Raw genomic sequence first — 24,178 nt, 5'->3', positions numbered from 1 at the left:
CTACGGCCGGGCGGCACCCGTGGCGTCCCGGCACAGCAGCCGCAGCGACCCGTGCCCGGCGAAACACCGCTTGGCCTCGTCCATCGGATCCCACAGCAGCCCGTCGGGCGTACGGATCCAGTGGTCACCCCCGCTCGTCCACCACTCGGCACCGGACTGACGGGCGATCACCTCACCCGCGTACGCGCCGAAACCGCGCAGCACCGCTTCGACGGCGTCGTACGGCGTGCCCTCGCGCCGCAGGTCCTCGACCATCCGGTCGACGCGCCACAGACTCTGCGCCGAGTAGTCGAGCCGCACCCGCGCGCCCTCGCGCATCGTCGCGACCGCGTCCGCCGCCCACCGCATCGGCTTCGCCGCCGCCGGGGGCCTGGTCATCTGGTGTGTCGTCACATGTGTCGTCACATCCCCAAGAGCGTGCGGCGCGGCCGGTTCGTCACCCGTTTCCGGCCCGATTCGCGATACCGGCGCAGGACCGCCCCACCTCCGCCCCACGACGGGCACAGTCCGCTCTCAAGTGCGCGTTTTGCCCGGGAGTGACGGTTCGCCGTCCCCGTGCGCTCCTGTCACTGATGAGCATGTACTTCCACTTCCGCGCCATTCCGCCCGCCGCACTGCGCAACAGCCCGGCCTGGCTGGAGAAGCTCTTCGAGGACGACTGGGACGTCGTACGGGGGCGGATCGGCCGCCACCGGGAGGAGGTGTTGGACGGCGGCTACCTCGACCAGGAGCACCTGTACGCCGACGACCTGACCGGCGAGGGCCCGCACACTCAGGTGGTCACGGGGGGCCGGCCGATAGCGCACCCCGACCCGTCGTCACCGCCGTTCCTGCTGCTCACCGCGGCTCAGACGAACCGCGTCGCCGACTATCTCGCCACCGCCGACTTCGAGGACCTGTGGCGCAACGCGCGAGCCGACCTGCTGAAGCCCTACAACGGCCAGGACGCGGAGCCGGAACTGCGCGGCGCGTTCGCGGCGGCCCACCGGGATCTCACGGCGTTCTACGGGCAGACGGCGCAGTACGGCGATGCGGTGGTGAAGTGGCTGGTCCTCTGAGCCTCGTTGCGGTCGGGCGGTTGGGTGGCCGGGCGGTTGGGTGGCCGAGTGGCCGACCCACTCACCCTTCAGGCCATCAACTCCGCCCCCGGGCCCGCCGCGACACCACCGCCCGCAACACCCGTCGCCCCTCCACCGACACCTCCAGCGCCCGCCGCAACCCCGCCGTGCCGTGCCCGGCGAGTACCTCCAGGACGATGACCTGGCGGCGCAGTTCGGCGGCGACGAGCGGGGGCATGCCCTCCGTGCGGCCTTCGCGGCGTGCGTCGAGCGGGGCGTCGTCGTCGGCGGGGTCGAGCAGCCGGTGGATCTGGAGCGAGGCGACGGAGCAGGCGTCGGCCCACACCCGCACCTCGGCGGCGTCCGGCGTGGCGGGCGCGGCGTCGAGCATCCGGCGGGCGAGCAGGGCGGCCGCGTCCTCGGCGGCGTCCTCCCCGACCCCGAGCTTGCCGCGCGCGACCTCCAGGCCCGCACCCCAGTCGCCGGTGTCGGCGAGGCTCGCCCACAGCGGTCTCAGGAGCTCGTCGTCACCGCCCAGCAGGGGTACGCACCGGTCCAAACAAGCCAACCCGCTGGCGGCCAGTCCGCGTTCGTCGGCCTGAGCGATCAGCTCAACCAGACTCATCCACGCCTCCCTCGCCTGCGGTTTCCCTGACGGAGCCCGCACTTCCCCTTACTGCGTGCGACGGCGCCGGAGTGTCACAGGGGCACCACGGCGAGTCGGTCGAGCAGCCGGAAGAACAGGTTTTCGGCCAACGGGTCGGGGTCCGCGGTCAGCACCTCCACCACCGCCTCGGCCTCGACGGCACGCCCGGCCTCCTCGGCCCAGGAGACGGCTCGCTCGGCGGCGTCCCGTGGCTCCAGGAAGTAGTCCTCCAGCGTGAGGCCCTCCTTGTCGGCGCCGATGTACTCGGCCATCGCGGTCCGCGCCAGACACGTCGTCCACGCCCCGCTCTCCGGCCCGGCCGCCTCCACGACCACACAGTCGCTGTCCATCACGTACCCGAAGAGCGCGGGCGCCCCGGTCTCCCGGGCCAGGGAGTTCATGGACCCGACGTCCCCCTCCCCGCTCGGGTACTCCCACACCTGCCACCCCCCGGACGCCTCCACCCGCAGGCTCAGCCCCTCGGCCCCCGCCAGCGCGTCCAACTCCCCGAGCGGCCGCTCACTGCGGCCCACGACGAAATACCCCCAGTAGCCCATTCCCGGCTCCCCCCGGCGTCTCGGCTGCGGCTCGGGCCCGAATACACCACAGTCGCACGGCAGTTCGCAGCCGTATCGGACAATCCGCCCCTTGGGTGCGCACGAGGACCGTCCCCTTCGGGGGACAGGCCCGCCAGGCGGGAACGGGATCAGGTCCCTCACGCGGGGACGCAGGCCCCCCAGGCAGGAACGGAAGTATGTCCCTCTGGCCGGGACAAAGGCCGATGACTCAGGCGAGAACGGGAGCAAGCCTCGGGTGGAGGCAGGGGCCGAATCCCCAGGCGGAGACGGGGGCGTGCCCTTCATTCGGAGACGAAGCGAGCCCCTCAGACGACGACTCGGGCCCGCACCCCCAGGCAGCGACCAAGGCCCACGCATCAGACGGAGGCAGCGGCCGATCTCCAGCCGACACCAGGCGAGCCCCTCGGACAAAGACGCGAACCCGCTCCAGCAGCACGGGAACCGGCCCCTCGGCAGCGACCAAGGCCCACGCATCAGGCAGAGGCAACGGCCGATCTCCAGCCGACACCAGGCGAGCCCCTGGGACGGAGGCGCGAACCCGACCCAGCAGCACGGAAACCGGCCCCTCGGCAGCGACCAAGGCCCACGCATCAGGCAGAGACAGCGGGCCGATCTCCACGCCAGCACAAGGCAAGCCCCCCGGACGGAGGCGCGGCCCCACGACCCCGGCAACGACGAGGGCCGGGCCCCGAGCCGGGACAGCGGCCGATCTCCACGCCGGCACAAGGCAAGCCCCTCGGGCGGAGACGTGAACCCGCCCCGGCAGCGCGGGAACCGAACCGGTCCCTCGGCCAGGGACGGGGGCCGCCCATGCGGCCGCCGGTCGCTCAGGCGAAGACAGGGGCGGGGCCCTGCTGGACCTTCTCGTTCTGCATGCGGGTCAGCCGCAGCACGACGGCGATGGCGAGCGCGGCGGCCGCGATGTCGACGACGTCCGCGAACAGCATCTGGCCCGCCGCGTCCTGGATCTCCTCGGCGCTGTCGGCCTTGGTGTACGCGCGGGACGCGGCCCGTCCGGAGAGCAGCGAGATGACCCAGAACGTCCACCAGGTGTTGACGAGCCCGTGCGGCCGGGGCGCACCCCAGGGGCTGCTGGCGTCCCAGATGTCCAGCGTGATGCGGCGCGGGAACCAGAGGTTGACGATCGGTACGATCCAGCCCCAGATCGCCCAGGTCCGCGTCTTTCTGTGGCCGTCCGGCCGGAACACCTCGGCGTTGACCCGCACCCGGTGGAACCAGCACACGAACAGGACGGCGGTCGTGAGCAGCGCGGCCGTCTGGACGGTGCCGGCGACGGAGTAGAGCCGGTCCGCACGGTCGGCGCGGTCGCCGACCGCCACGCCGCTCGCGAGGTCGCCGGTCACGTCGCGCATGACGACGTCCGCCCAGACCGCGAACAGATCGGTGGCGATCACGACACCGAGCCCCGCGACGGCGGCCCACCCGAGCCCGATCGGCGACCGCAGCCAGGTGGTCGGTACGGCGTTGAGCTGAGCCTGCGGATTTTCGGTCATGGTGAGGCTGTCCCCCCGAGTACTGAGAAAACGGAACGCCGCACCCGGCCCTCCCCAGAGCCTCACGCACGGCAAGCGGAAGATACGGTTCGCCGGCGCCGTACGTCCACTCGTCGCCCTCAGTCCAGTCGATCGGCCAGCGCCTTGAAGTCCGCCCAGGACAGAGCCGGTTTCTCCGCGTCCCACAGCTTCTGGACCAGGGCCCTCAGCGGCATCCGGACGCCGGCCGCGACCTGGTCCTGGGTCTGGGAGTTCGCGAGGTCGCACCAGACCGCGAAGTACCCGCCGCGGATCCGGTCGTCGTACTTCGCCGGGACCGCGAGCGTGCCGCGCACCACCCGGGGCGTCCACAGCTCGTAGATCCGCTGCCCCGTCGGGTACGCGAAGTTGTTGGGCTGTCCGAGGACGTAGTACAGGAACTCGTCGTTGTAGTTGATCAGTTCGCGCCCCGCGCTCAGATACTCCACGGGCTCCCGCGCCCCGATCTCCTTGCCGGTCCAGTAGGCGACCTGGATGCCGGCGTCGGGCCGCACGGACGTACCCCGGAAGAAGCCGTCGTTCCAGGCCAGCGGGGTCCTGTCGTGGGCGCGCACGGTGTCGGCGCGGTCGTTGAGCCATCCGGTGGTGAGGTCGGCGACGGTCGCGCCGGACCCGTACGCCTCCTTCGCGGCGGCGGCCAGCTGCGGGAACGACGCCTCCGGGTCGCTCACCACCAGCGCCTGGTACTCGTCGCCGCCGAGGTGCCACGGCACGCCGGGGAACAGGTCGGCGTACTCGTCGAGCAGATCGTCGACGATCTTGGCGGACCCGTCCTTGGAGATGTCGATCGCGCCGCGGGTGGCGACGCCGGAGGCGTTGCGCAGTTGCAGTTCGGGATGCGCGGCGAGCACGGCACCCAGGTGTCCGGGTGAGTCGATCTCGGGCACGACGGTGATGTGCCGCTGGGCGGCGAGCGCGACGATCTTCCGGACCTGGGCCTTGGTGAGGTGCTGGGCGGACACGATCTCGGGGTGCGATTCGGACTCGATCCGGAACCCCTGGTCGTCGGAGAAGTGCAGCTGGAGCTGGTTGAACTTCAGATCGCCCAGCTCCCGGACCCGGTCCTCGATCCAGCCCGCGGTGAAGTGCTTGCGCGCGATGTCGAGGGAGAACCCGCGCACCGCCTTGGCCGGCGCGTCCCGTACGACGCCCTCCGGCGCCGTACCGCCGCCGTGCACCTCCTGCTTGAGGGTGCGGGTCCCGTAGAAGACCCCGGAGTCGGCGGGCCCGCTGATGCTGACCCGCCCGCCGCGCACGGTCATGGTGTACGACTCCGGGCCGTCCCCCGCTCCGTCGTCGAGGGCCAGCCGCAGGTCCCCGTCCCTGTTGTCGCTCCGCTCCCCCGCGTACGTCAGGCCCAGCTCACCCGCGACCAGCCGACCTTCCCCGGCCAGTTCCGCGTCGCTCACCACGACCCGTGCCCCGCGCTGCGGCCGCCAGCCGGGGCCCCGCGCCGGGGTGTGCGCCTGGACGGCGGGAATCGTGCGCGGGGTCCGCGAGAGGGGGTAGGAGCGGGTGGGAGACGGACTCGGCGTCTCCCGGGAAGCGCTGGGCGAGGCTGCCGAGGCCCCGACGGAGGACGTCGGCCGCGCCGATCCCGCGGGCCCGCCGTCACCGTCGTCCCCGGAGGCCCACAGTCCGAGCCCCACCCCCGCGCCGACGGTCGCGGCCACCGCCGCGACGACGATTGCCCGTGTCCTCATCTGCCGTGTCTGCCGTGCCTTCTCCGCCGACGGCCGGCGCCTGTGCTGGCTCACTACGCCAACCTAGACAGGAAGGGTGGCCGGAAGTGTCCACCCGGCGTTCCGAAACTCTGCCGTTCGGGTGAAATTCGGTTGTCCGTCGGACACGTGATGCCCACTCTCGATAACGTAACGCCACACCTCACACAGCTTCCCCTGCCGAAACACACGTGACGCCCACACACCTTCCCGGCCGAGTCGCCATACCGGCCCTGCCCGAGCAGACCCGCACCCCACGGTCGCCGACGCTGCTGGACGCCTTCAACTCCGCGTCCCCCGAAGAGGCCCACCACCTCCTTCTCACCTGCCTCCGCAGCCTCCGCTGGGCACGCCGGGTGGCGGACCACCGCCCGTACCCGGACCTGGACTCCTTGCAGGCCGCGTCCGACGAGGCGGCGTACGACCTGTCGCCGGGCGACCTGTCGGAGGCCCTGGCGGGAGAGACGCTGCCGGCACTGCCGGACGGAATGTACGAAGCCGCCCATATGGCCCTGAGCGCGGCACACGCGGCATACGAGGCGAAGTTCGGCCATTCGTTCGTCATCTGCCTGGACGGGTTGCCTCCGGGCGAGGCCCTGAACCACGTACTGGCGGGAATCCGGTCACGTTTGACGAACGATCCGGAGGACGAACGGGTGGTGGCGGCGGAGGAACTGCGGCGCCTGGCCAAAGGACGCCTGGTGGACGCCCTCGGGGGCGCGGGGCTGTGACATCGGCGGTTGCGCCGCGGGGAGCGTCCCGCCACAGCCGCACCGCACCCCGCGAATAACCACACACACCACCCCAGACCCCGCCAACGCTCACCCAAACGCGTGCCACTTTGATCACACCGCGATACCCCGGCTCAGCCCGGCGGCGACGGATGGCTACGATGCTGGGGGCCGGTGGACCGTACCCGGCCGGGCCAGACCGACAGCACAAGCCGGCGGCCCCAATCCCCGCTCCCGGAGGGACTTCCGTGCCGGCTGGAACGCTGTACCGCGGCCGGGAAGGAATGTGGTCCTGGGTGGCTCATCGAGTCACCGGCGTCCTCATCTTCTTCTTCCTGTTCGTTCACGTGCTGGACACCGCTCTCGTCCGTGTCTCCCCCGAGGACTACGACAGGGTCGTAGCCACTTACAAGACCCCGCTCGTCGCGTGTCTGGAGTACGGCCTCGTCGCCGCCGTCCTCTTCCACGCGCTCAACGGCCTGCGCGTCATCGCCGTCGACTTCTGGTCGAAGGGCCCGCGCTACCAGAAGCAGATGCTCTGGACGGTCGTAGGCCTGTGGGTCGTGCTGATGATCGGGGCGATCTACCCCGTCCTCGGTCACGCCGCTCGTGAACTGTTCGGGAGCTGACGCGCATGTCCATCACCGAGAAGACCGCGTCCGGTATCGGCCCCGTCGAGGGCGATTCCCTCTACGACGTCGACAACCCGGCCCCCCTCATCGAGGCCCCGCGCAAGCGCACCAAGAAGACCCCCAAGTCCACGCGGGGCAACTTCGAGATGGCCGCCTGGCTGTTCATGCGCCTGTCCGGCATCGTGCTGGTCGTCCTGGTCCTCGGCCACCTGCTGATCCAGCTGGTGCTCGACGGCGGCGTCTCCAAGATCGGCTTCGCCTTCGTGGCCGGCCGCTGGGCGTCCCCGTTCTGGCAGGTCTGGGACCTGCTGATGCTGTGGCTCGCGATGCTGCACGGCGCCAACGGCCTGCGCACGGTCATCAACGACTACGCGGAGCGCGCGAACACCCGGCTCTGGCTCAAGGGCCTGCTCTACACCGCCACGGTGTTCACCATCCTGCTGGGCACGCTGGTGATCTTCACCTTCGACCCGAACATCCGCTAGGCGCGGGGCTGAGGAATTCCTGATGAAGATCCACAAGTACGACACCGTCATCGTCGGCGCGGGCGGCGCCGGCATGCGCGCCGCGATCGAGTCGACGAAGCGCAGCCGTACCGCCGTGCTCACCAAGCTCTACCCCACCCGCTCCCACACGGGCGCCGCGCAGGGCGGCATGGCCGCCGCGCTGGCCAACGTGGAGGAGGACAACTGGGAGTGGCACACCTTCGACACGGTCAAGGGCGGTGACTACCTGGTCGACCAGGACGCCGCCGAGATCCTGGCGAAGGAGGCCATCGACGCCGTCCTCGACCTGGAGAAGATGGGCCTGCCGTTCAACCGGACGCCCGACGGGACGATCGACCAGCGCCGTTTCGGCGGTCACTCCCGCAACCACGGCGAGGCCCCGGTCCGCCGGTCCTGCTACGCCGCGGACCGCACCGGCCACATGATCCTCCAGACGCTGTACCAGAACTGCGTCAAGGAGGGCGTGGAGTTCTTCAACGAGTTCTACGTCCTGGACCAGCTGATCACCGAGGTCGACGGCGTCAAGCGGTCGGCGGGCGTCGTGGCGTACGAGCTCGCGACCGGTGAGATCCACGTCTTCCAGGCGAAGGCCGTGATCTACGCGTCCGGCGGCACCGGCAAGTTCTTCAAGGTGACGTCGAACGCGCACACGCTGACGGGCGACGGCCAGGCGGCGGTCTACCGTCGCGGTCTGCCGCTGGAGGACATGGAGTTCTTCCAGTTCCACCCGACCGGCATCTGGCGCATGGGCATCCTGCTGACGGAGGGCGCCCGTGGTGAGGGCGGCATCCTCCGCAACAAGGACGGCGAGCGCTTCATGGAGAAGTACGCGCCGGTCATGAAGGACCTCGCGTCCCGTGACGTCGTGTCCCGCTCCATCTACACGGAGATCCGTGAGGGCCGCGGCTGCGGTCCCGAGGGCGACCACGTCTACCTCGACCTCACCCACCTCCCGCCGGAGCAGCTGGACGCGAAGCTCCCGGACATCACCGAGTTCGCGCGCACCTACCTGGGCATCGAGCCGTACACGGACCCGATCCCGATCCAGCCCACCGCGCACTACGCCATGGGCGGCATCCCGACGAATGTCGAGGGTGAGGTTCTGTCGGACAACACCACGGTGGTCCCGGGCCTGTACGCGGCCGGCGAGGTGGCCTGTGTGTCGGTCCACGGCGCCAACCGGCTGGGCACGAACTCCCTGCTGGACATCAACGTGTTCGGCCGTCGGGCCGGTATCGCGGCGGCGGAGTACAGCCAGACGGCGGACTTCGTCGAGCTGCCGGAGGACCCGGCGTCGCTCGTCGTCGGGCAGGTCGAGCGGCTGCGCGCGTCGACGGGCACCGAGCGGGTGTCCGTGCTCCGGCGTGAGCTGCAGGAGACCATGGACGCCAACGTCATGGTGTTCCGCACCGAGCAGACGATCAAGACGGCGGTCGAGAAGATCGCGGAGCTGCGCGAGCGCTACCTGAACGTCTCGATCCAGGACAAGGGCAAGCGGTTCAACACGGACCTGCTGGAGGCCATCGAGCTGGGCAACCTGCTCGACCTCGCCGAGGTCATGGCGGTCTCGGCCCTGGCCCGCAAGGAGTCCCGCGGCGGTCACTACCGCGAGGACTACCCGAACCGCGACGACGTCAACTTCATGCGCCACACCATGGCGTACCGCGAGGTGGGCGACGACGGCGTCGAGTCCATCCGTCTCGACTACAAGCCGGTCGTCCAGACCCGCTACCAGCCGATGGAGCGTAAGTACTGATGGCAACCCCGACCCTGGACAAGGCGGACGCGGCCGGCGCACCCGAGCCCGGCTTCGCCGACTCTCCGTACATCACGGTCACCTTCCGCATCCGCCGCTTCAACTCCGAGGTCTCGGCGGAAGCGGTCTGGGAAGACTTCCAGCTGGAGATCGACCCGAAGGAACGTGTCCTCGACGCCCTGCACAAGATCAAGTGGGACCAGGACGGCTCGCTGACGTTCCGTCGCTCCTGTGCCCACGGCATCTGCGGCTCGGACGCGATGAGGATCAACGGCAAGAACCGTCTTGCCTGCAAGACCCTCATCAAGGACATCAACCCCGCGAAGCCGATCACGGTCGAGCCCATCAAGGGCCTGACGGTGCTCAAGGACCTCGTGGTCGACATGGAGCCGTTCTTCCAGGCGTACCGCGACGTCATGCCCTTCCTCATCACGAAGGACACGAACGAGCCGACGCGTGAGCGTCTCCAGACCGCCGAGGACCGCGAGCGCTTCGACGACACGACCAAGTGCATCCTGTGCGCGGCGTGCACGTCGTCGTGCCCGGTCTTCTGGAACGACGGCCAGTACTTCGGCCCGGCGGCCATCGTCAACGCCCACCGCTTCATCTTCGACTCGCGCGACGAGGCCGGGGAGCAGCGGCTGGAGATCCTCAACGACCGTGACGGTGTGTGGCGCTGCCGCACCACCTTCAACTGCACGGATGCCTGCCCGCGTGGCATCGAGGTCACGAAGGCGATCGCCGAGGTGAAGAAGGCGCTGATCACGCGCCGGTTCTGAGATCGTTTTCGGTACGGCTGTGAGGGCCCCGTTTCCGTTGGGAGCGGGGTCCTCTGGCGTGCGGACACCCGTTTGGGTGAACGTGATCGTTAAGGACATACCAACGCTGTCCGGCCTACGATGATGCTCTCGACACCAGCCCTCAGGAGGCACGCGATGTCCGCAGCAGCCGTCGAGCGGCCTTACGGCGACCGTCCGCTCATCGCGGAGGCCAACCGGCTCATGGAGCGCAACCCGGGCTACCGCGTCGAGATCATCGGAGGCCAGATCCTCGTGAGCCCAGCACCGGACGGCCCGCACTCCGAAGCCCTGATGCTGTTCGCCGCCCCCTTCCTGCAGTTCGGCTTGGTACGTGCGCTTCCGGGCATCGGACTCTGGCTCCCGACAGGGCCGGAGGACTACGTGATCCCCGACCTGTCGGTTGTAGACGACGACTATCGCGAGCACGGGGTGGAGAACAGCTGCTACGACCCGGCCTGCTTCCGGCTCGTCATGGAGGTCACGTCCAGTAACTGGAAGACCGACCTGAGGTCCAAACTGGTCTCCTATGCCAAGGCCAAGATCCCTGTCTATGTCATCATCGACCGCCAGCACCAACGCCTCCACGTCCTCACCGAGCCGGTACGGGACGGCTACACGACTCATCACATCCACACTGCGGGCGAACTGGTCACTCTCCCCGAGTCGATCGGCGGGAAGGTAGTCCTGGACGTGGGGCGGCTACTCGAAGCCGGCCAGTCGGAGAAGACGAGCTGAAATCCAGCCAACTCCCCTGTGACACCTGGGACTTGTGTGACTCCAGTTGCACACTGGCCCCATGTCCTTCCTGAAGAGAGCCGCCGCCTCCCTCTCCGCCGCGGCGGCCGTACTGATCGCGCTCCCCGCCTCCTCCTCGGCGGCCCCCATCCCGCACGGCACCCTCGCCCGGGAGAGCTTCGACCGTCTCCCCCTGGGCCCCGTGACGAAGGGCCACGGCTGGACCGCCGACACCGCCGACGGCACCCTGACGGTCGCCCCCAGCAGCACGGGCCACGGCCGTGAACTGCGGATCCACACCGAGGGCAACGGCCGCGCCTTCCTCGTCTTCCCCGACCTGACCGCCCCCGGCAACAGCTACTGGGCCCGGCTGCGCGTGCGGGTGGACGCCTTCCCGACCGCCCCGGACTGGGCGCACTGGACGATCGCCGAGGCGTCCGGGTCCGGCTCCCCCACGCTCGTCCGGCCCCTGGGCGGGCAGTACGCCCCCACCGACCGGGGCAACTTCTGGGGCGTCGGCTCCGACCTCGGCCCCACCGGCGACTGGACGTCGTGGAAGACCTCCGCACCGGCGGTGGGCGGCGCGTGGCAGTGCGTCGAGTTCCATCTGGACGCGACGGACAACCGGGTCACGGTCTACTTCGACGGCGTCGAGCAGTCCGCCCTGACCGTGTCCACGAAGGAACACGGCGGCACGGCCGACGACTTCGCGTTCCCGGCCTTCGACAAGCTGAAGCTCGGCTGGCAGCTGTACCAGGCCGACCCGACCCCGTCCTCGTACGACATCCGTCTCGACGACGTCGCCGTGACCACGCGTCGGACGGGCGGCTGCTGAACCTGCGGCGGCGCCTTCGCCAGGGGAGTTGGCCAGGTCTGCGCGACTGTGATCCACTGCCCTCGCCATGTACACAGCAGCCTCTGGGGAGGGGCTGCCGGGAGGGGGAGGGTGCGCCGATGCGTGCCGCCGGGGAACAGACAGTCCAGCCGTGCCCTCAGTGCGGGGTGGAGATCCGTGCCGACCGCCGGTTCACCGTGTGGTGCGCGGCGTGTGACTGGAACGTGGATCCGCAGGGGGCGGACGAGGAGAAGGGCGGGCTGGGGCGGCTGCGCCGCCGGCTGGCGCAGCGCCACGGTGAGCGGCTGGTCACCGACCTGAGCACCGGGGACGAGCGGCACTGGAACGGACGTACGGCGGCAGGTGTGCTGGCCTATGCGATCGCGCTCGCGGTGCACGCGGTGACCGCCGCGCTGGCCGGGGGCGGTATCTGGTTCCTGGTCGGTGGCTGGGGCGGCATCGGCATGGTGCCCGGTCTGCTCCTGCTGGCGCTGGCCTGGACGCTCCGGCCGCGTCTGAACCGACTGCCCGGTCACGCCCGCGTCCTGGCCCGGGACGACGCGCCCGAACTGTATGCGCTGATCGACGAAGTCGCCGCCCTGTCGGGCACCCGGAGCGTGGACATCGTCGTCGTCGACGCACAGGCCAACGCGAACGTGACGCACCTCGGTCTGCGTCGTCGGATGCTGACGCTGGGGCTGCCGCTGTGGGAGGTCCTGACCCCACAGCAGCGGATCGCTCTCCTGGGCCATGAACTCGGCCACTTCACCCACGGGGACACCCGGCACGGCATGGTCGTGGGAACGGCGTACAGGTCGCTGACGACATGGCACTACTACCTGTCGCCCATCCAGGAGCCGACGTTGGTGGAAGCGCTCGTCAACCTGCTGTACGTCGTGCCCCGCACGCTGATCGGGGGCCTCGTGCTGCTCCTCGACCTGCTGACCTCCAGCTCCGCCCGCCGCAGTGAGTACCTCGCCGACGCCGCGGCCGCCCGCGCCGGGTCCACCGAGGGTCATGTCCCGCGGGGTGGTGTAGTCACGGCAGCTGTTTCGATTCCGGTTGCGGGGTGATCTGCGGCTCGGGTGGAGTGGGCTGGGTGGTGAGGAGTTCGGCCATGGAGGCTTCGGAGAGGTAGCGGCGGTCGAAGACCTGCCATTCGTCGTGGAGTTCGGCCAGGACCGCGGCGGCGAGTCGGTCCAGGGCGGCGGGGTTGGGGAAGACCTGGACGACGTCGGCCCGTCGTTTGATCTCCCGGTTCAGCCGTTCCAGCGGGTTGGTCGACCAGATCTTCTTCCAGTGCGTCGGAGGGAAGTCCGCGAACGCCGTGATGTCCGATGCGGCGTCCAGCAGCATCTTCTTGACCTGCGGGAACTGTCGTCCGAGCATGTCGGCGACCACGTCCAGCTGGATGCGGACCTGCTCGGCGGTGGTCTGCGCGAAGATGGTGCGTATGGTCGCTGCCACCATCTCGCCTGAGCCCTTTTCGATCACGCTGAAGACGTCCCGGACGAAGTGAACGCGGCACCTTTGCCAGGCCGCACCGAGGAAGACGGTGCGGATCGCGGCCACCAGCCCGCTGTGGCTGTCGGAGATCACCAGCTGGACGTTCTCCAGGCCGCGGGCCCGAAGCGAGCGCAGGAACTTCGTCCAGAACGGCTTCGATTCGCTGTCGCCGACCATCACGCCGAGGATCTCGCGGTGTCCGGTGGCCGAGATGCCGGTGGCGATGACCACGGCCTGCGAGGCGATCCGGTGATTCACCCGGGCCTTGCAGTAGGTGGCGTCCAGGAAAACGTAGGGGAAGACGGTGTGATCCAGCGGCCGTTCCTTGAACGCGGTCAGCTCCTCGTCGAGTTCGCCGCAGATCCGCGAGACCTCGGACTTGGAGATCCCGGAGTCCGCACCGAGTGCTTTGACCAGGTCATCCACGCTGCGGGTGGAGACGCCGTGCACGTATGCCTCCATCACCACGGCGAACAACGCCCGGTCGATGCGCCGCCGACGTTCCAGCAGCGAGGGGAAGAACGACCCGGTCCGCACCTTCGGGATCTTCAGGTCCAGGTCGCCGGCCTGGGTGGTCAGCAGACGGTCGCGGTGTCCGTTGCGCCAGGTCGTGCGCAACTCGGAGTGCTCACGCGGGGCGGCACCGATCACCTCGGTGGCCTCGGCCTCGATGAGCTCCTGCAGGATGCGCTCGCACACCACCCTGATTGCTTCAACTCCATCTGCCCGACGTAGTGACTCCAGCAGCCGCATCAGCTCAGACTGGGACAAGGCCATCGCGCTCCTCCGGTTGAACTGCCCGTTCACCAGGGAGACTTACGCGATGGCCTGCCCTTGTTCAGGGAGCATGCACCGCCAGCGGATGCACGCCCCGGGCAGACACCCGCGCGTTCCGCGGCCAAGCCCGGCTACACCACTTCAAGGGACGCCATCCCACCGAGGCCGCGGTCGGGCTGATGGACCGCCTCCATGTCACCGAGTCGGTGGAGACGACGCTGTACCGCGAGGCCAACGGCAGGCGTATGCGCGGGTCGGGCCGGACCACCTCGGCGGACGCCGAGGGATTGTGGGAGGCGTTGACCCGTCACATGGACTCGGTCCCCGAGTCGGAGGTCGAACGCCAGCGCCGCGCGGGCGCCCGCCGCGGCCACAGCGTCGACGCGACGCACCCGCCGACGCATCTGCGACGCCGCCTGCTGCTCGCCGGCCCGCCCCTGCCCGCCTCGGTGAAGGCCGACGCCGAACGGGCCCGCCGCATCGCCGCCGAACTCTCGGGTCCGCGGGCGGAGGTGGCGCGGGAACTCGTCAGGGACGGTATCCACGCGTGACGGCCCGCACTACAGCTGGCTCAGGATCGTCGGGTCCGTGATCTTCGTGTCGGCCGCCAGCATCATCGCCTTGCTCAGGATGACCGCCAGCATGCGATCTCCCTCGTAGGGGAGGTAACCCGCCTGCGGGGCCGCCGCGTTGGACTTCGGGACGATGCAGAGGTACTGGTCGTTCGGAGTGCGGAGGATGTTGCCCGAGCCGAGGTGGATCTTGTACGTGTGGCGGTCGCCCTTCACGTGCAGGAAGCGGCCCTCCAGGGTGCAGCGGTCGGCGATGGCCAGGCGGGGTATCAGGCGGTCCAGCAGCACGCGTCGTGTCTCCGCGCTCTGGCCCAGCTCGCCGAAGCCGTACGACGTCCAGTACTCCTGGAAGCGGCCGTCGGGGCCGCCGTCCTGCCAGGTGGGGTCGTTGCCGACGCTCGCCACGCCGACGAACAGGTCGACGTCGCGCAGGACTTCGGACAGGACGAGAGGGGGGATCGAGTCCAGGGGCAGGGCCTCGACCGGGTCCTGGCCGTCGCGCAGCCACATGCGGTACTCGCCGCCGCAGCAGTGCGCCGAGTTCTCCGGGGCGTCGATCGGGTAGAAGCGAACCTGGTCGGTACGCAGGCGCAGGAAGCTGCCGGACTCGGTGATGTCCTCGTAGTGCTCGCCGCCGTCGCCCTCGATCCAGTACTCGGCGCGCAGACCCCACTGGGGCAGCTCGCGGACGGCCGGCGGCACCTCGTCGTCGACGCTGAGGCGGAGTTTGTTGCGCCAGCCGCGGATCGCCGCCAGCGAGTGGAACTGGTGCTGGCGCAGGAAGTGCGCGGCGAAGCGGTTGGAGTAGGTGCCCGTCGCGCGTTCGGCGTCCGTCAGCAGGTACACCTCGCGGTGGGCCTGCTTGAACGGCTGGGTGATGCCGTGCCGTTCCAGCCAGTCGCGCCAGGCGACGATCTCGGCGGGTTCGTGGTCCACCGGGTGCCAGAGGGAGACCTCGGTGCCGCTGTCCACCGGGTCGTCCGTGAGGGTGCGCAGGGCGCCCTCGGCGTACCCGACGGTCCTGCCGTCCACCTTCCACAGGAGGCGGCGGGCGAGGGTGCCCACCAGCGGGTGGTCGAGGCAGCGCTCGCGCCAGGCGGTGTAGGGCCAGGTGCGGCGGGCCAGGAACTGACGGTCCAGGCGCTCGCTCTGGGCCGAGAGCATCTTGTCGATGTCCTTGACGGCCGCCTTGAGGTCCTTGAGGTCGTCGGCGTGGTCCCGGCGGACGGCGGCGGGCACGCTCCTGACGGCCTTGCCGGTCGCGTTGCGCCAGCTCAGCACCGCCTTGGTGCCGTGGACCTCGACCAGGCCCGTGACGTCCCCGAGCCGGTGCTCGGCCCGTCCCACCTCCGTCAGTCCGTAGGCGGGGACCGCGAGTTCCTCGATCTCCTCGCGGCTGAGGCCCATCGCCTCGGCCCGTGCGTCCAGGGCCCCGTCGAGCAGCTTGAGCGTGCCCTTGAAGGTGACGCGGGTGGCGAGCCGGGCCAGTTCGGCGAGGGCGGCCTCGCTGTCGATGCGGGCGAGGGCGGTGACGCCGGCGTTGGCGACCTTGGGGTTGCGTGGCCCGAGGCCCGCGACCTTCTTGAGGGAGGTCTCGACGAGGGCGCCGAGGGCGCGGGCCGTGTCCGGGTGGGGCGGGAGCAGGGAGAGCAGCCAGGCCACCCCTCGGAGGGCGTCTGCGTTGTAGGGGTCGTAGGCGGCGTTGACGTCCGGTCCGTAGTCCGAGCCCGTCAGGGGGAAGGTACGGGGGCGGCCGACGAGGGCGAGCCAGGTCAGGGCCGTCTCGCGGACGCGGTCGGCGCCGAGGGTGTCGACGAGCGCGCGGGCCGGTGCGTCCCACTTCGCGGTGGGCCTGGCGCTGGTGGCGGTGGCGATGTGGGCGAGCAGGGCCTGCCAGTCGGCGTCGTCCCCGGCGTCCCTCAGTGCCTGTTCGGCCCATTCCTCGCCGACGTTGAGGGCGGGGTGGGTGAGCTGCCTGACCACGCGGTTCAGGGTGGCGTCCTGGTATGTGGGGCTGGCGGCCGTACGCCGGAAGACGGCCACCACGGCGGGCGCGAGCGGGCGGCCCGCGGCCAGCTCGGCCTCGACCAGGCCCTCGTAGCGCGATCCGTACCAGAAGGAGTGCTGCCGGGAGAGGTCGTCGAGCTGCTTCAGGCGCTGGGCGGTGAGCCGATCGTCGGGCTCCAGTCCGTGGGAGACGATTCCGAGCAGCGTCAGGGCGTTGCCCCGGGCGACCGGGCCGGCCTCCTGCGAGTGGTACTGCGTCACCAGGCCGTCGGCGACCCGTGCCCGTGTCTCGGGCGGCAGTTCGCACAGCCGGTCCAGGACCCCGCTCCACAGCCCGGTCCAGTTGCCGTTGTTGACGGCGGCGGCCTTGAGCAGGTCGTGGGCGAGCGCCTCGGGCTCCCCGTCGGCGGAGCGCTTGCGGATCAGGTCCTTGTACGTCTGGACGTTCCCCGTCATCAGCCACCCACCAGCGCCACGAGCTTCAGGAACGTGACCTCCGTGCCGAGCACCAGCTCGATCTCCTCGTCGAGTTCGGTGACCTGGCGGTCGCCGACCAGCACCAGGAACCCGTTCCCGGCGAACGCCTTCAGCGCCAGGTCGGTCTGCTTCTCGGGGTCTATCCGGCGGGGCGTGCGCAGGGCGTAGCCGTTCAGCACGCGCTCCGTGTCCTCGGGCTGGACCAGGCCCTGGAAGACCTCCGGCGTACGGGCGTTGTACTCGGCGACCTCCTGGAAGACCCGGCGCCGGATCAACTCCCGCACACTGAGCCGCTCCTCGGCGATCTCCAGGCCCCAGCCGTCGCTACGGCTCCCGCTTGTCGTCTCGTCGACGAACATCACGATTCCCATGCCGCCGACAGTACGACCCGCCACTGACAACGGACCCGGCGTCACCGCAGGGCAGGCCTGCTCCACTCCCGCGCCCCCGCGGCCCGCATCAGCGCGACGGCCGCCTCCGGTTCCCCGGAGACCAGCGGATGCACCAGCTCGACGTAACGGACCTGTCCGGCCAGCGACTTCCTCAGCTGCCGCAGACTGCGGGCGCCGAAGGAGACCCGGCTGTCGGCCACTCCCGCGGCGAGCGCCAGCCTGCCGATGCCGACCTTGCACTCGGTCAGCCCCGTCTCGCGGCAGGCGTGTGTCTCGACGTCGCCGTCCCACAGGCCGAGGACGATCCGGTACCGCACGCCGGAGCCCGTGTACGTCGCGACGGCGAGGTGCCGGTCCCGCTCCCCCTCGCCGGGCCCGCTCAGTCCCAGTCTCCCGGCGACGTCCGTGAAAGCCACTCGGACTTCGTCGAGGAAGGCCTCTGTTCCCGGAACCATTCCCGCCCCCTTCGCCACACAACGGCACTGAAGACGGCTCAGCGTACCGACGCGAGGGCTCTCGTCTCGGCCCAATGAGTGACCTCGCGGACAGCCCGCGGGGCAATCGCCGGCCCCGCACCTAATCTGATGGCATGTCAGATGAAGAGTCGTACGAGCTGCTCGGTTTCGACAACGTCCTGCTGCCCGTGGGTGACCTCGGCGAGGCCGTCGGCTTCTACGAGCGCGCCGGGTTCACGGTGGCGGTCCGGCACGACGAGGCCGGGATCGCGGTACTGAAGGCCGGCGGCGAGATTCCGGGGATCCTGCTCCGGCAGGAGGAGGGGATCGGGCACCGTCCGCCGCCGTGGCCCGGCCCGCGCCTGTGGCTGGAGGTGCCGGACGCGCGCGTGGCGGCACGGGAGCTGCGCAAAGCGGACCTCGAGCTGCTCGACGGGCCCTTCTCCACGGCCACCGGCTGGACCGTCGAGATCGCCGATCCGTGGGGCAACGTCCTCGGGTTCACGGACTACACCAAGCGGCCGGAGCTGGGACGCCGCCCCTGAGCGCACCCGCCCCACTGGTTAGGCTCTGCGTCGTGCCCGCGAACAGCGAAGAGGGCGGTACGCCCAGCAAGTCCGAGCAGACCCGCGCCCTGATCCTGGAGACGGCCATGCGGCTGTTCCAGGAACGCGGCTACGACAAGACGACGATGCGGGCCATCGCCAAGGAGGCCGGAGTCTCCGTCGGGAACGCCTACTACTACTTCGAGGGCAAGGAGCACCTGATCCAGGGCTTCTACGACCGGATCGCCGCCGAGCACCAGGTGGCGGTCCGGGAGGTCCTGGAGCGGGAGAGCGACCTGGAGGCGCGGCTCGCCGGTGTGCTGCGGGCATGGCTGGACATCGCCACGCCGTACCACGAGTTCGCGGTGCAGTTCTTCAAGAACGCCGCCGACCCGGACAGCCCGCTCAGCCCGTTCTCCCCCGAGTCGGAGCACGCGCGCGTGGAGGCCATCAGCGTCCACCGCGACGTGCTGGCCGGTACGAGGACCAAGGTGCCGGAGGAGCTGCGGGATGTGCTGCCCGAGCTGATGTGGCTCTCGCAGATGGGGCTCGTGCTCTATTGGATCTTCGACCGGACCGAGGGGCGCGAGCGGAGCTACCGGCTCGCCGAGCGCGGCGCCCGGCTCACCGCGCGCGGGGTCGCGCTCGCCCGGTTCCGGGTGCTGCGGCCGCTCGTGCGCGAGGTGCACGAGCTGTTCACGGACTTCCTGCCGGGGATGACGAAGATGATGCCCGACCCCGGCAGGAAGCCCCAGGAACCCCGCGTCAGTTGACCGAGTCCAGCTCGCCCTCGACCAGCTCCACGTCGTACACCAGCGGCCCCTCGCTCACCACCACCTGACTCGCGCGCGAGCCGTACGAGGGCGCCGAGGCCGACAGCAGATACGTGCCCGGGGCGGGCACCGACACGATGTAGGAGCCGTCCGCCAGGGAAACCACCCGGTCCAGTTGGCGGCCGCCCCTCGACAGCAGTGTCACCGCCGCCCCCGCGACCGGCTCGCCGTCGGTGTCCCGCACGATGCCGTGGACGACGGACGCCGGACCGCCGTCCTCGGCGGGAGCCTGCGTGACGGCCTCTTCCCTGGGCTCCACCGCCAGATGCGGCAGCCGCCTCTCCAGCCCCTCCGGCAGCCACCAGTTGGACTTGCCGAGCAGGTGCATCGCGGCCGGCACCAGCGCCGTACGCAGGATGAACGCGTCCAGGGCGACCGCGGCCGCGAGGCCGATGCCCGCCATGGCACCCTCCATGTCGCCGCTGAGGACGAACGCGGAGAAGACGCAGATCATGATCAGGGCGGCGCAGTTGATGACCCGGCTGGTCTCCGCCAGGCCCACCCGGACCGCGCGCGCGTTGTCCTTCGTGTGCACCCACTCCTCGTGCATCCGGCTCACCAGGAACACCTGGTAGTCCATCGAGAGGCCGAAGAGCAGGGAGAGCATGATGACCGGCAGGAACGCCGTGATCGGGCCCTCCTTGCCGATGCCGATGAGCTCCGTCCCCCAGCCCCACTGGAAGATCGCCACCAGGACGCCGAAGGACGCGGCCGCCGCGATCAGGTTCATCAGGGCGGCGGTCAGCGGGACCACCAGCGAGCGGAACGCCACGAGCAGCAGCAGGAAGCCCAGCGAGATGATCGCCGCGACGAAGTACGGCAGCCGCTCGCCGGTCACGGACGCGAAGTCCTTGAAGACGGCCGTGACACCGCCGACATGGGCCTCGGCGCCGGAGGCGGGGATCACGTCGTCGCGCAGCCGGTCGATGAGCTGGTCGGTCTTCTCCGACTGCGGTGAGGTCGTCGGGACGACCTGGATCAGCGTGACACCGTTCGCGGGCGGTACGGCGGCCACCTGGGCCACGCCCTCGGTGGACTCGATACGGGTGACCAGTCCCTGTGCGTCGCCTTCGGAGACGACCACCTGGAGCGGGCCGTTGAAGCCGGGCCCGAAGCCCTCGGCGAGCAGGTCGTAGGCCTGCCGGGTCGTCGTCGACTCCTGATGGTTGCCCTGGTCGGTGGCGCCGAGCCGGATGGAGAGCACGGGCAGCGCCAGGATCACCATGACCACGAGGGCGAGCCCGGCGACCGCGCGCGGGCGCTTCTGGACGTACGCCGACCAGCGCGCCGCGAGTCCGCTCGTGAGCTCCGGCTCGGGTCCCGTCGCGGCCAGCTTGCGCCGCTGGCGGCGGCTGAGGACGCGCATGCCGAGGAGGCCGAGGAGCGCGGGCAGCAGGGTGACCGCGGCCAGCACGCTCAGCACCACCGTCAGCGAGGTCGCGATGACCACGCCGTCCAGGAACCGCATGTTCATCACGAGCATGCCGGCGAGCGCGATGCACACCGTGCCGCCCGCGAACAGCACCGCGCGCCCGGAGGTGTTGAGCGCGACGACCGCCGACTCCTCGGGCTTCATGCCGCGCAGGATGCCGCGGCGGTGCCGGGTCACGATGAACAGGGCGTAGTCGATGCCGACGCCGAGACCGATCAGCGAGCCGAGCAGCGGGGCGACCTCGGGCACGTCGGTGACATGGCTGAGCAGCGAGGTCGCCATCAGGCCGGTGCCGAGGGCCGCGATGGCGACCACCAGGGGCAGCAGCATCGCGAAGAGCGAACCGAAGGCCAGGAAGAGCACGACCGCCGCGGCGACGATGCCGACCATCTCGGCGATGCCGGTCGGCGGCTCCTGGGTCCGGGTGATCGCCTGGCCGCCCAACTCGACCTGGAGTCCGTCGCGTTCGGCCGCCTGCGCGGTGTCGACGACGTCCTCGACGAGCTCCTTGGGCACGGCGTTGGCCTGCTCGACGAAGGTGACCTGGGCGTAGGCGATCCGCCCGTTCTCACTGATCTGCGCCGCGCCGCCGGCCGCGTAGGGGTCGGTGACCTCGCCGACCCCCTTCATCGCGCCGATCTCCTTCAGCGCGGGCTCGATCCGCGACCGTACGGACTCGTCCCGTACGGAGCCCTCGTCGACCTTCCACACCACCGTGTCGGTGTCGCCCGCGCTCTGCGGGAAGGCCTTCTCCATCAGGTCGTACGCGCGCGTGGAGTCCGTGTTCGGGAGGGAGAACGTGTTCGCGTAGTCCGTGCCCGCGGCGGAACCCGCGAAGCCCACACCGAACACCGTCCCCACCCACAGCAACAGGACCACCAGCCGGTGCCGATAGCACCACCGTGCCAATGCCGCCACGATCAACTCTCCCTATGTGTCGGTCGGTTGGTCCCCCAGGTCCTGGGCAACAAGACTGGTGCCGGCACGTGCGCGTGGACACCGGATACGAGGGACTCTCAAGGAACTCCAAAGCACCGAACCGGCCCGGCTGTCAGTGGCCGCACCGATACTGGGGGCATGACGACGGCCCCAGGCACCGTGCTGGTGGTGGAGGACGAGGAGAGCATCGCGGACGTCCTCGCCATCGCCCTGCGCTACCACCGGTTCGAGGTGATGATCGCGGGCACCGTCCGCGAGGCCCTGGCGCTCACCGAGCGCACCCGGCCCGACGTGGCGCTGCTCGACGTCATGCTGCCCGACGGCGACGGACGCGCCCTGGGACGCCGGCTGCGCGCCGAGCGCCCCGACATGGCGCTGGTGTTCCTCACCGCGCGCGACTCGCCCGGTGACATCGTCGGCGCCCTCGGCTTCGGCGACGACTACATCACCAAGCCGTTCAACATCGACGAGGTCATCGCCCGTGTCACCGCGGTGCTGCGGCGGACGCGCCACGCCGACGTGCTGCCGCAGCGGCCGCCGCTGACGTACGGCGATCTGGAGCTGGACGAGACGACGTACAGCGTGCACCGCGCGGGACGGTCCGTCGAGCTGACCCCCACCGAGTACGCGCTGCTGCGCTTCCTGGTGCGCAACGGAGGGCGGATCGTGCCGAAGGAGCAACTCCTGCGCCACGTCTGGCAGTACGAGCACACCCCGCCCGAGTCGACGATCGTGGAGACCTACATCAGCTATCTGCGGCGCAAGCTGGACGCGCTGGGGCCGCCGGTCATCACGACCCGGCGCGGTGTCGGATACGGGCTCGCATGAGGTTTCCCCGCACCCTGTCCCGGCACTCGCTGCGCGCCCGGCTGACGCTGGCGAACGTGGCGCTGCTGGCGCTCGGCATCGTCGCGGCGACCGCGGTGAGCGTGATGGGCATGCGGTACTACCTGCTCGACCAGATCGACGGCGAACTCGACCAGACGCGGAAGTCGCTGGGCGGTTCCCAGCTCACGCTGGAGATGATCGAGGGCCTCACCGACCTGGCGATCGTGCGCGAGCAGTTCATGCGGCAGAACGTGGAGGAGACCCGGCCGGACGAGCTCCTCGCGCTCGTCGACGAGCGGGGCGGCACGCTCTCCCTGGCCGGATACTCGCCGAGCGAGGTCCAGCGGGACTTCGCGGCCGCCGTGGGCGATCCGCGCGTGCTGGCCAACGACACCGAACCGCACGACATCCGGGTGGGCGGCGACGCCTACCGGGCGACCGCGACCCGCCTCGCCGACGGCACGTACGTCCTGCTCGCCACCTCCACCGAGGCCGTCCACAGAGGTGTCGCCAAGGCCGTCAAGCTCGATCTCGCCATAGGCACCCTGCTGCTGGCGCTGCTGGCCTGTCTGACGATGTTCAGCGTGCGGCGCCGGATGCGGCCGCTGGAGGACATGGTGGAGACGTCGTCGGCGATCGCCGAGGGGGATCTGACCCGGCGGGTGCCGTCCAGCCGGGAGGCCACGCTGGAGGTCGAGCAGCTGCGTGTCGCCCTCAACTCCATGCTCCAGCAGGTGGAGTCGGCGTACCGCACGCGCGAGCGCAGCGCGACCCAGCTGCGCCGGTTCGTCGCCGACGCCTCGCACGAGCTGCGCACCCCGCTGTCGGCGATACGCGGCTATCTCCAGCTGTACGACAAGGGCATGCTGCGGGAGGAGGCCGAGCGCAAGCGGGCCTGGGCGCGGGTGATGGCGGAGGCGGACCGGATGGGGCGGCTGGTGGACGAGCTGCTCACGCTCGCCCGCCTGGACCAGCAGCCCGAACTGCGGTTCCGCAATGTCGATCTGAGCCGTCTGGTGCGGGACGCCGCCGAGGACCTGCGGGTGCAGCAGCCGGACCGGCCGGTCAGCGTCGGCGCCGAGGGCGCGCTGCTGGTGCGCGCCGACGAGTCGGGGCTGCGGCAGGTGCTGGGCAACCTGGTGGGCAATGTGCGCACCCACACGCCCGCCGACGTGCCGGTGCGGCTGGGGGTGGAGCGGTCCGACGGGGTCGTACGGCTGTGTGTCGAGGACGAGGGTCCCGGGCTCCGCGACGAGGACGCGGCGCGTATCTTCGACCGGTTCTTCCGGGCCGGCGGGGGCGCGGGGAGCGGGCTCGGCATGGCGATCGTGCAGGGGGTCGTCCAGGCGCACGGCGGGCGGGTGGCGGTGCGGACGGCTCCCGGCGAGGGGCTGACGGTGACGGTCATCCTGCCGGCCCGCACGTAGTCAGGTGTTCGCCGGCACGAGGGCCCACACGGTCTTGCCGTGCCGCCCTCGGCTCCACACCCCCCACGCGGCGGCGACGGTCTCCACGAGATGCAGCCCGCGGCCGGTCTCCTCCCACTCCCCGACCACCCTGAGCCGGGGCTCCATCTGGCCTTCGTCGGAGACCTCTATGAGGCAGGAGCCGTCGGCGAGCGCGGTCACCGCCACCTCGAACTCGCGTTCCAGCAAAGGCCCGTGGCGTACGACGTTCGTCGCCAGCTCGGACACCAGCAGTACGGCGTCCGCCAGCGCCGCGTCGTCGGTCCCGTGCCCCCAGTCGGTGAGATGGTCCCGCACCCGGCGCCGGGCGAGACCGACGGAAGCCGGGTGCCGGGGCAGCCGGAAGGAGTTGCGTCTCGACACGTTTGCTCCTCACCCCGCCCACACCTCCGTCACAT

Annotated in this window: 25 protein-coding genes; 14 read left to right on the top strand and 11 right to left on the bottom strand. The window is 70.4% G+C overall.

The genetic code is table 11. From position 1 onward, the window contains the following. Positions 1 to 378 (bottom strand): hypothetical protein, encoded by a 378-nt coding sequence (locus OG381_RS28865; RefSeq protein ID WP_327718993.1) that lies wholly within the window; start codon positions 376 to 378, stop codon positions 1 to 3. Between the two features lie 194 nt (positions 379 to 572). Here OG381_RS28865 and OG381_RS28860 point away from each other — a divergent pair, with 194 nt between their 5' ends. Beyond that, a complete protein-coding gene (locus OG381_RS28860) occupies positions 573 to 1,058 on the top strand; it encodes a DUF1877 family protein (protein ID WP_327718992.1) in 486 nt (161 codons plus the stop codon). A gap of 76 nt (positions 1,059 to 1,134) precedes the next feature. Here the strand turns inward: OG381_RS28860 and OG381_RS28855 are convergent, their stop codons facing one another. The 4 genes from OG381_RS28855 to OG381_RS28840 all read right to left on the bottom strand — a co-directional run bounded on the left by OG381_RS28855 (position 1,135) and on the right by OG381_RS28840 (position 5,538). Next, positions 1,135 to 1,683, bottom strand: a complete 549-nt coding sequence (locus OG381_RS28855; RefSeq protein WP_327718991.1) for a hypothetical protein — start codon at positions 1,681 to 1,683, stop codon at positions 1,135 to 1,137. A 74-nt stretch (positions 1,684 to 1,757) separates the two neighbouring features. Beyond that, positions 1,758 to 2,261: a hypothetical protein gene (locus OG381_RS28850; RefSeq protein ID WP_327718990.1), complete on the bottom strand. Its 504-nt coding sequence runs from the start codon at positions 2,259 to 2,261 to the stop codon at positions 1,758 to 1,760. An 848-nt stretch (positions 2,262 to 3,109) separates the two neighbouring features. Continuing rightward, positions 3,110 to 3,796 carry a DUF4328 domain-containing protein gene (locus OG381_RS28845; RefSeq protein ID WP_327718989.1) on the bottom strand — a complete coding sequence of 229 codons (687 nt, stop codon included), beginning with the start codon at positions 3,794 to 3,796 and terminating at the stop codon, positions 3,110 to 3,112. Between the two features lie 119 nt (positions 3,797 to 3,915). Then, on the bottom strand, positions 3,916 to 5,538 hold the full coding sequence (locus OG381_RS28840) for a beta-N-acetylhexosaminidase (protein ID WP_327718988.1): 1,623 nt from the start codon (positions 5,536 to 5,538) through the stop codon (positions 3,916 to 3,918). A 209-nt stretch (positions 5,539 to 5,747) separates the two neighbouring features. Between OG381_RS28840 and OG381_RS28835 the strand changes: the two genes are divergently transcribed. The 8 genes from OG381_RS28835 (at position 5,748) to OG381_RS28800 (ending at position 12,624) form a co-directional block, all read left to right on the top strand. Then, on the top strand, positions 5,748 to 6,287 hold the full coding sequence (locus tag OG381_RS28835) for a 2-oxo-4-hydroxy-4-carboxy-5-ureidoimidazoline decarboxylase (RefSeq protein WP_327718987.1): 540 nt from the start codon (positions 5,748 to 5,750) through the stop codon (positions 6,285 to 6,287). Between the two features lie 248 nt (positions 6,288 to 6,535). Further along, complete coding sequence (gene sdhC / locus OG381_RS28830) at positions 6,536 to 6,916, top strand: succinate dehydrogenase, cytochrome b556 subunit (RefSeq protein ID WP_327718986.1); 381 nt, start codon at positions 6,536 to 6,538, stop codon at positions 6,914 to 6,916. A gap of 5 nt (positions 6,917 to 6,921) precedes the next feature. Beyond that, a complete protein-coding gene (locus OG381_RS28825) occupies positions 6,922 to 7,404 on the top strand; it encodes a succinate dehydrogenase hydrophobic membrane anchor subunit (protein WP_307026785.1) in 483 nt (160 codons plus the stop codon). A gap of 22 nt (positions 7,405 to 7,426) precedes the next feature. After that, the gene (gene sdhA / locus OG381_RS28820) at positions 7,427 to 9,181 is read left to right on the top strand and encodes a succinate dehydrogenase flavoprotein subunit (RefSeq protein ID WP_307026787.1); all 1,755 of its coding nucleotides are present in this window, start codon (positions 7,427 to 7,429) and stop codon (positions 9,179 to 9,181) included. Beyond that, positions 9,181 to 9,960: a succinate dehydrogenase iron-sulfur subunit gene (locus OG381_RS28815; protein ID WP_307026789.1), complete on the top strand. Its 780-nt coding sequence runs from the start codon at positions 9,181 to 9,183 to the stop codon at positions 9,958 to 9,960. Before sdhA ends, OG381_RS28815 begins: the two co-directional genes overlap by 1 nt. 156 nt (positions 9,961 to 10,116) lie before the next feature. Continuing rightward, on the top strand, positions 10,117 to 10,716 hold the full coding sequence (locus OG381_RS28810; protein WP_327718985.1) for a Uma2 family endonuclease: 600 nt from the start codon (positions 10,117 to 10,119) through the stop codon (positions 10,714 to 10,716). A gap of 61 nt (positions 10,717 to 10,777) precedes the next feature. Continuing rightward, positions 10,778 to 11,551 carry a hypothetical protein gene (locus tag OG381_RS28805; protein ID WP_327718984.1) on the top strand — a complete coding sequence of 258 codons (774 nt, stop codon included), beginning with the start codon at positions 10,778 to 10,780 and terminating at the stop codon, positions 11,549 to 11,551. 119 nt (positions 11,552 to 11,670) lie between these two features. Continuing rightward, entirely contained in the window at positions 11,671 to 12,624 is a 954-nt protein-coding gene (locus OG381_RS28800; protein WP_327718983.1) for a M48 family metallopeptidase, read from the top strand. Here the strand turns inward: OG381_RS28800 and OG381_RS28795 are convergent. Further along, positions 12,590 to 13,834, bottom strand: a complete 1,245-nt coding sequence (locus tag OG381_RS28795; protein ID WP_327718982.1) for an IS256 family transposase — start codon at positions 13,832 to 13,834, stop codon at positions 12,590 to 12,592. The two genes, OG381_RS28800 and OG381_RS28795, sit on opposite strands and share 35 nt — an antisense overlap. A gap of 179 nt (positions 13,835 to 14,013) precedes the next feature. Between OG381_RS28795 and OG381_RS28790 the strand changes: the two genes are divergently transcribed. Continuing rightward, positions 14,014 to 14,385: a hypothetical protein gene (locus OG381_RS28790; RefSeq protein WP_327718981.1), complete on the top strand. Its 372-nt coding sequence runs from the start codon at positions 14,014 to 14,016 to the stop codon at positions 14,383 to 14,385. A gap of 9 nt (positions 14,386 to 14,394) precedes the next feature. Here OG381_RS28790 and OG381_RS28785 read toward each other — a convergent pair whose 3' ends face one another. The 3 genes from OG381_RS28785 to OG381_RS28775 are packed head-to-tail and all read right to left on the bottom strand — an operon-like array spanning position 14,395 to position 17,737. After that, a complete protein-coding gene (locus OG381_RS28785) occupies positions 14,395 to 16,869 on the bottom strand; it encodes a DUF4132 domain-containing protein (RefSeq protein ID WP_327718980.1) in 2,475 nt (824 codons plus the stop codon). Next, entirely contained in the window at positions 16,869 to 17,261 is a 393-nt protein-coding gene (locus tag OG381_RS28780) for a hypothetical protein (protein ID WP_327718979.1), read from the bottom strand. The genes OG381_RS28785 and OG381_RS28780 overlap by 1 nt, the downstream gene beginning before the upstream one ends. A 41-nt stretch (positions 17,262 to 17,302) precedes the next feature. Beyond that, positions 17,303 to 17,737: a hypothetical protein gene (locus tag OG381_RS28775; RefSeq protein ID WP_327718978.1), complete on the bottom strand. Its 435-nt coding sequence runs from the start codon at positions 17,735 to 17,737 to the stop codon at positions 17,303 to 17,305. 134 nt (positions 17,738 to 17,871) lie between these two features. On the opposite strand from OG381_RS28775, the gene OG381_RS28770 reads away from it, so the two are divergent. Together OG381_RS28770 and OG381_RS28765 are read left to right on the top strand one after the other, a co-directional pair. Continuing rightward, positions 17,872 to 18,282, top strand: a complete 411-nt coding sequence (locus tag OG381_RS28770; RefSeq protein WP_327718977.1) for a VOC family protein — start codon at positions 17,872 to 17,874, stop codon at positions 18,280 to 18,282. A 14-nt stretch (positions 18,283 to 18,296) separates the two neighbouring features. Further along, on the top strand, positions 18,297 to 19,055 hold the full coding sequence (locus tag OG381_RS28765) for a TetR/AcrR family transcriptional regulator (protein ID WP_443062049.1): 759 nt from the start codon (positions 18,297 to 18,299) through the stop codon (positions 19,053 to 19,055). On the opposite strand, the gene OG381_RS28760 is transcribed toward OG381_RS28765, so the two are convergent. Then, positions 19,048 to 21,456, bottom strand: a complete 2,409-nt coding sequence (locus tag OG381_RS28760; RefSeq protein ID WP_327722577.1) for an MMPL family transporter — start codon at positions 21,454 to 21,456, stop codon at positions 19,048 to 19,050. The two genes, OG381_RS28765 and OG381_RS28760, sit on opposite strands and share 8 nt — an antisense overlap. A gap of 168 nt (positions 21,457 to 21,624) precedes the next feature. Here OG381_RS28760 and OG381_RS28755 point away from each other — a divergent pair, with 168 nt between their 5' ends. Both OG381_RS28755 and OG381_RS28750 read left to right on the top strand, forming a co-directional pair. Further along, positions 21,625 to 22,314: a response regulator transcription factor gene (locus OG381_RS28755; protein ID WP_307026807.1), complete on the top strand. Its 690-nt coding sequence runs from the start codon at positions 21,625 to 21,627 to the stop codon at positions 22,312 to 22,314. Continuing rightward, positions 22,311 to 23,741 carry a sensor histidine kinase gene (locus tag OG381_RS28750; protein WP_327718975.1) on the top strand — a complete coding sequence of 477 codons (1,431 nt, stop codon included), beginning with the start codon at positions 22,311 to 22,313 and terminating at the stop codon, positions 23,739 to 23,741. The genes OG381_RS28755 and OG381_RS28750 overlap by 4 nt, the downstream gene beginning before the upstream one ends. Here OG381_RS28750 and OG381_RS28745 read toward each other — a convergent pair whose 3' ends face one another. Continuing rightward, on the bottom strand, positions 23,742 to 24,143 hold the full coding sequence (locus tag OG381_RS28745) for an ATP-binding protein (RefSeq protein ID WP_327718974.1): 402 nt from the start codon (positions 24,141 to 24,143) through the stop codon (positions 23,742 to 23,744). Positions 24,144 to 24,178: the final 35 nt, after the last annotated feature.

Origin of the sequence: Streptomyces sp. NBC_00490 (assembly GCF_036013645.1) — a bacterium.
GTDB lineage: Bacteria > Actinomycetota > Actinomycetes > Streptomycetales > Streptomycetaceae > Streptomyces > Streptomyces canus_F.
The sequence above is the reverse complement of the archived record's forward strand: the minus strand, read 5'-3'. Positions and strand labels throughout refer to the sequence as shown.

Bases quoted from the DNA above. Each gene is read 5' to 3' on its own strand.
- OG381_RS28865 (WP_327718993.1), bottom strand. From the start codon at position 378: ATGACCAGGCCCCCGGCGGCGGCGAAGCCGATGCGGTGGGCGGCGGAC.
- OG381_RS28860 (WP_327718992.1), top strand. From the start codon at position 573: ATGAGCATGTACTTCCACTTCCGCGCCATTCCGCCCGCCGCACTGCGC.
- OG381_RS28855 (WP_327718991.1), bottom strand. From the start codon at position 1,683: ATGAGTCTGGTTGAGCTGATCGCTCAGGCCGACGAACGCGGACTGGCC.
- OG381_RS28850 (WP_327718990.1), bottom strand. From the start codon at position 2,261: ATGGGCTACTGGGGGTATTTCGTCGTGGGCCGCAGTGAGCGGCCGCTC.
- OG381_RS28845 (WP_327718989.1), bottom strand. From the start codon at position 3,796: ATGACCGAAAATCCGCAGGCTCAGCTCAACGCCGTACCGACCACCTGG.
- OG381_RS28840 (WP_327718988.1), bottom strand. From the start codon at position 5,538: ATGAGGACACGGGCAATCGTCGTCGCGGCGGTGGCCGCGACCGTCGGC.
- OG381_RS28825 (WP_307026785.1), top strand. From the start codon at position 6,922: ATGTCCATCACCGAGAAGACCGCGTCCGGTATCGGCCCCGTCGAGGGC.
- sdhA (WP_307026787.1), top strand. From the start codon at position 7,427: ATGAAGATCCACAAGTACGACACCGTCATCGTCGGCGCGGGCGGCGCC.
- OG381_RS28815 (WP_307026789.1), top strand. From the start codon at position 9,181: ATGGCAACCCCGACCCTGGACAAGGCGGACGCGGCCGGCGCACCCGAG.
- OG381_RS28810 (WP_327718985.1), top strand. From the start codon at position 10,117: ATGTCCGCAGCAGCCGTCGAGCGGCCTTACGGCGACCGTCCGCTCATC.
- OG381_RS28805 (WP_327718984.1), top strand. From the start codon at position 10,778: ATGTCCTTCCTGAAGAGAGCCGCCGCCTCCCTCTCCGCCGCGGCGGCC.
- OG381_RS28800 (WP_327718983.1), top strand. From the start codon at position 11,671: ATGCGTGCCGCCGGGGAACAGACAGTCCAGCCGTGCCCTCAGTGCGGG.
- OG381_RS28795 (WP_327718982.1), bottom strand. From the start codon at position 13,834: ATGGCCTTGTCCCAGTCTGAGCTGATGCGGCTGCTGGAGTCACTACGT.
- OG381_RS28790 (WP_327718981.1), top strand. From the start codon at position 14,014: ATGGACCGCCTCCATGTCACCGAGTCGGTGGAGACGACGCTGTACCGC.
- OG381_RS28785 (WP_327718980.1), bottom strand. From the start codon at position 16,869: ATGACGGGGAACGTCCAGACGTACAAGGACCTGATCCGCAAGCGCTCC.
- OG381_RS28780 (WP_327718979.1), bottom strand. From the start codon at position 17,261: ATGGGAATCGTGATGTTCGTCGACGAGACGACAAGCGGGAGCCGTAGC.
- OG381_RS28775 (WP_327718978.1), bottom strand. From the start codon at position 17,737: ATGGTTCCGGGAACAGAGGCCTTCCTCGACGAAGTCCGAGTGGCTTTC.
- OG381_RS28770 (WP_327718977.1), top strand. From the start codon at position 17,872: ATGTCAGATGAAGAGTCGTACGAGCTGCTCGGTTTCGACAACGTCCTG.
- OG381_RS28755 (WP_307026807.1), top strand. From the start codon at position 21,625: ATGACGACGGCCCCAGGCACCGTGCTGGTGGTGGAGGACGAGGAGAGC.
- OG381_RS28750 (WP_327718975.1), top strand. From the start codon at position 22,311: ATGAGGTTTCCCCGCACCCTGTCCCGGCACTCGCTGCGCGCCCGGCTG.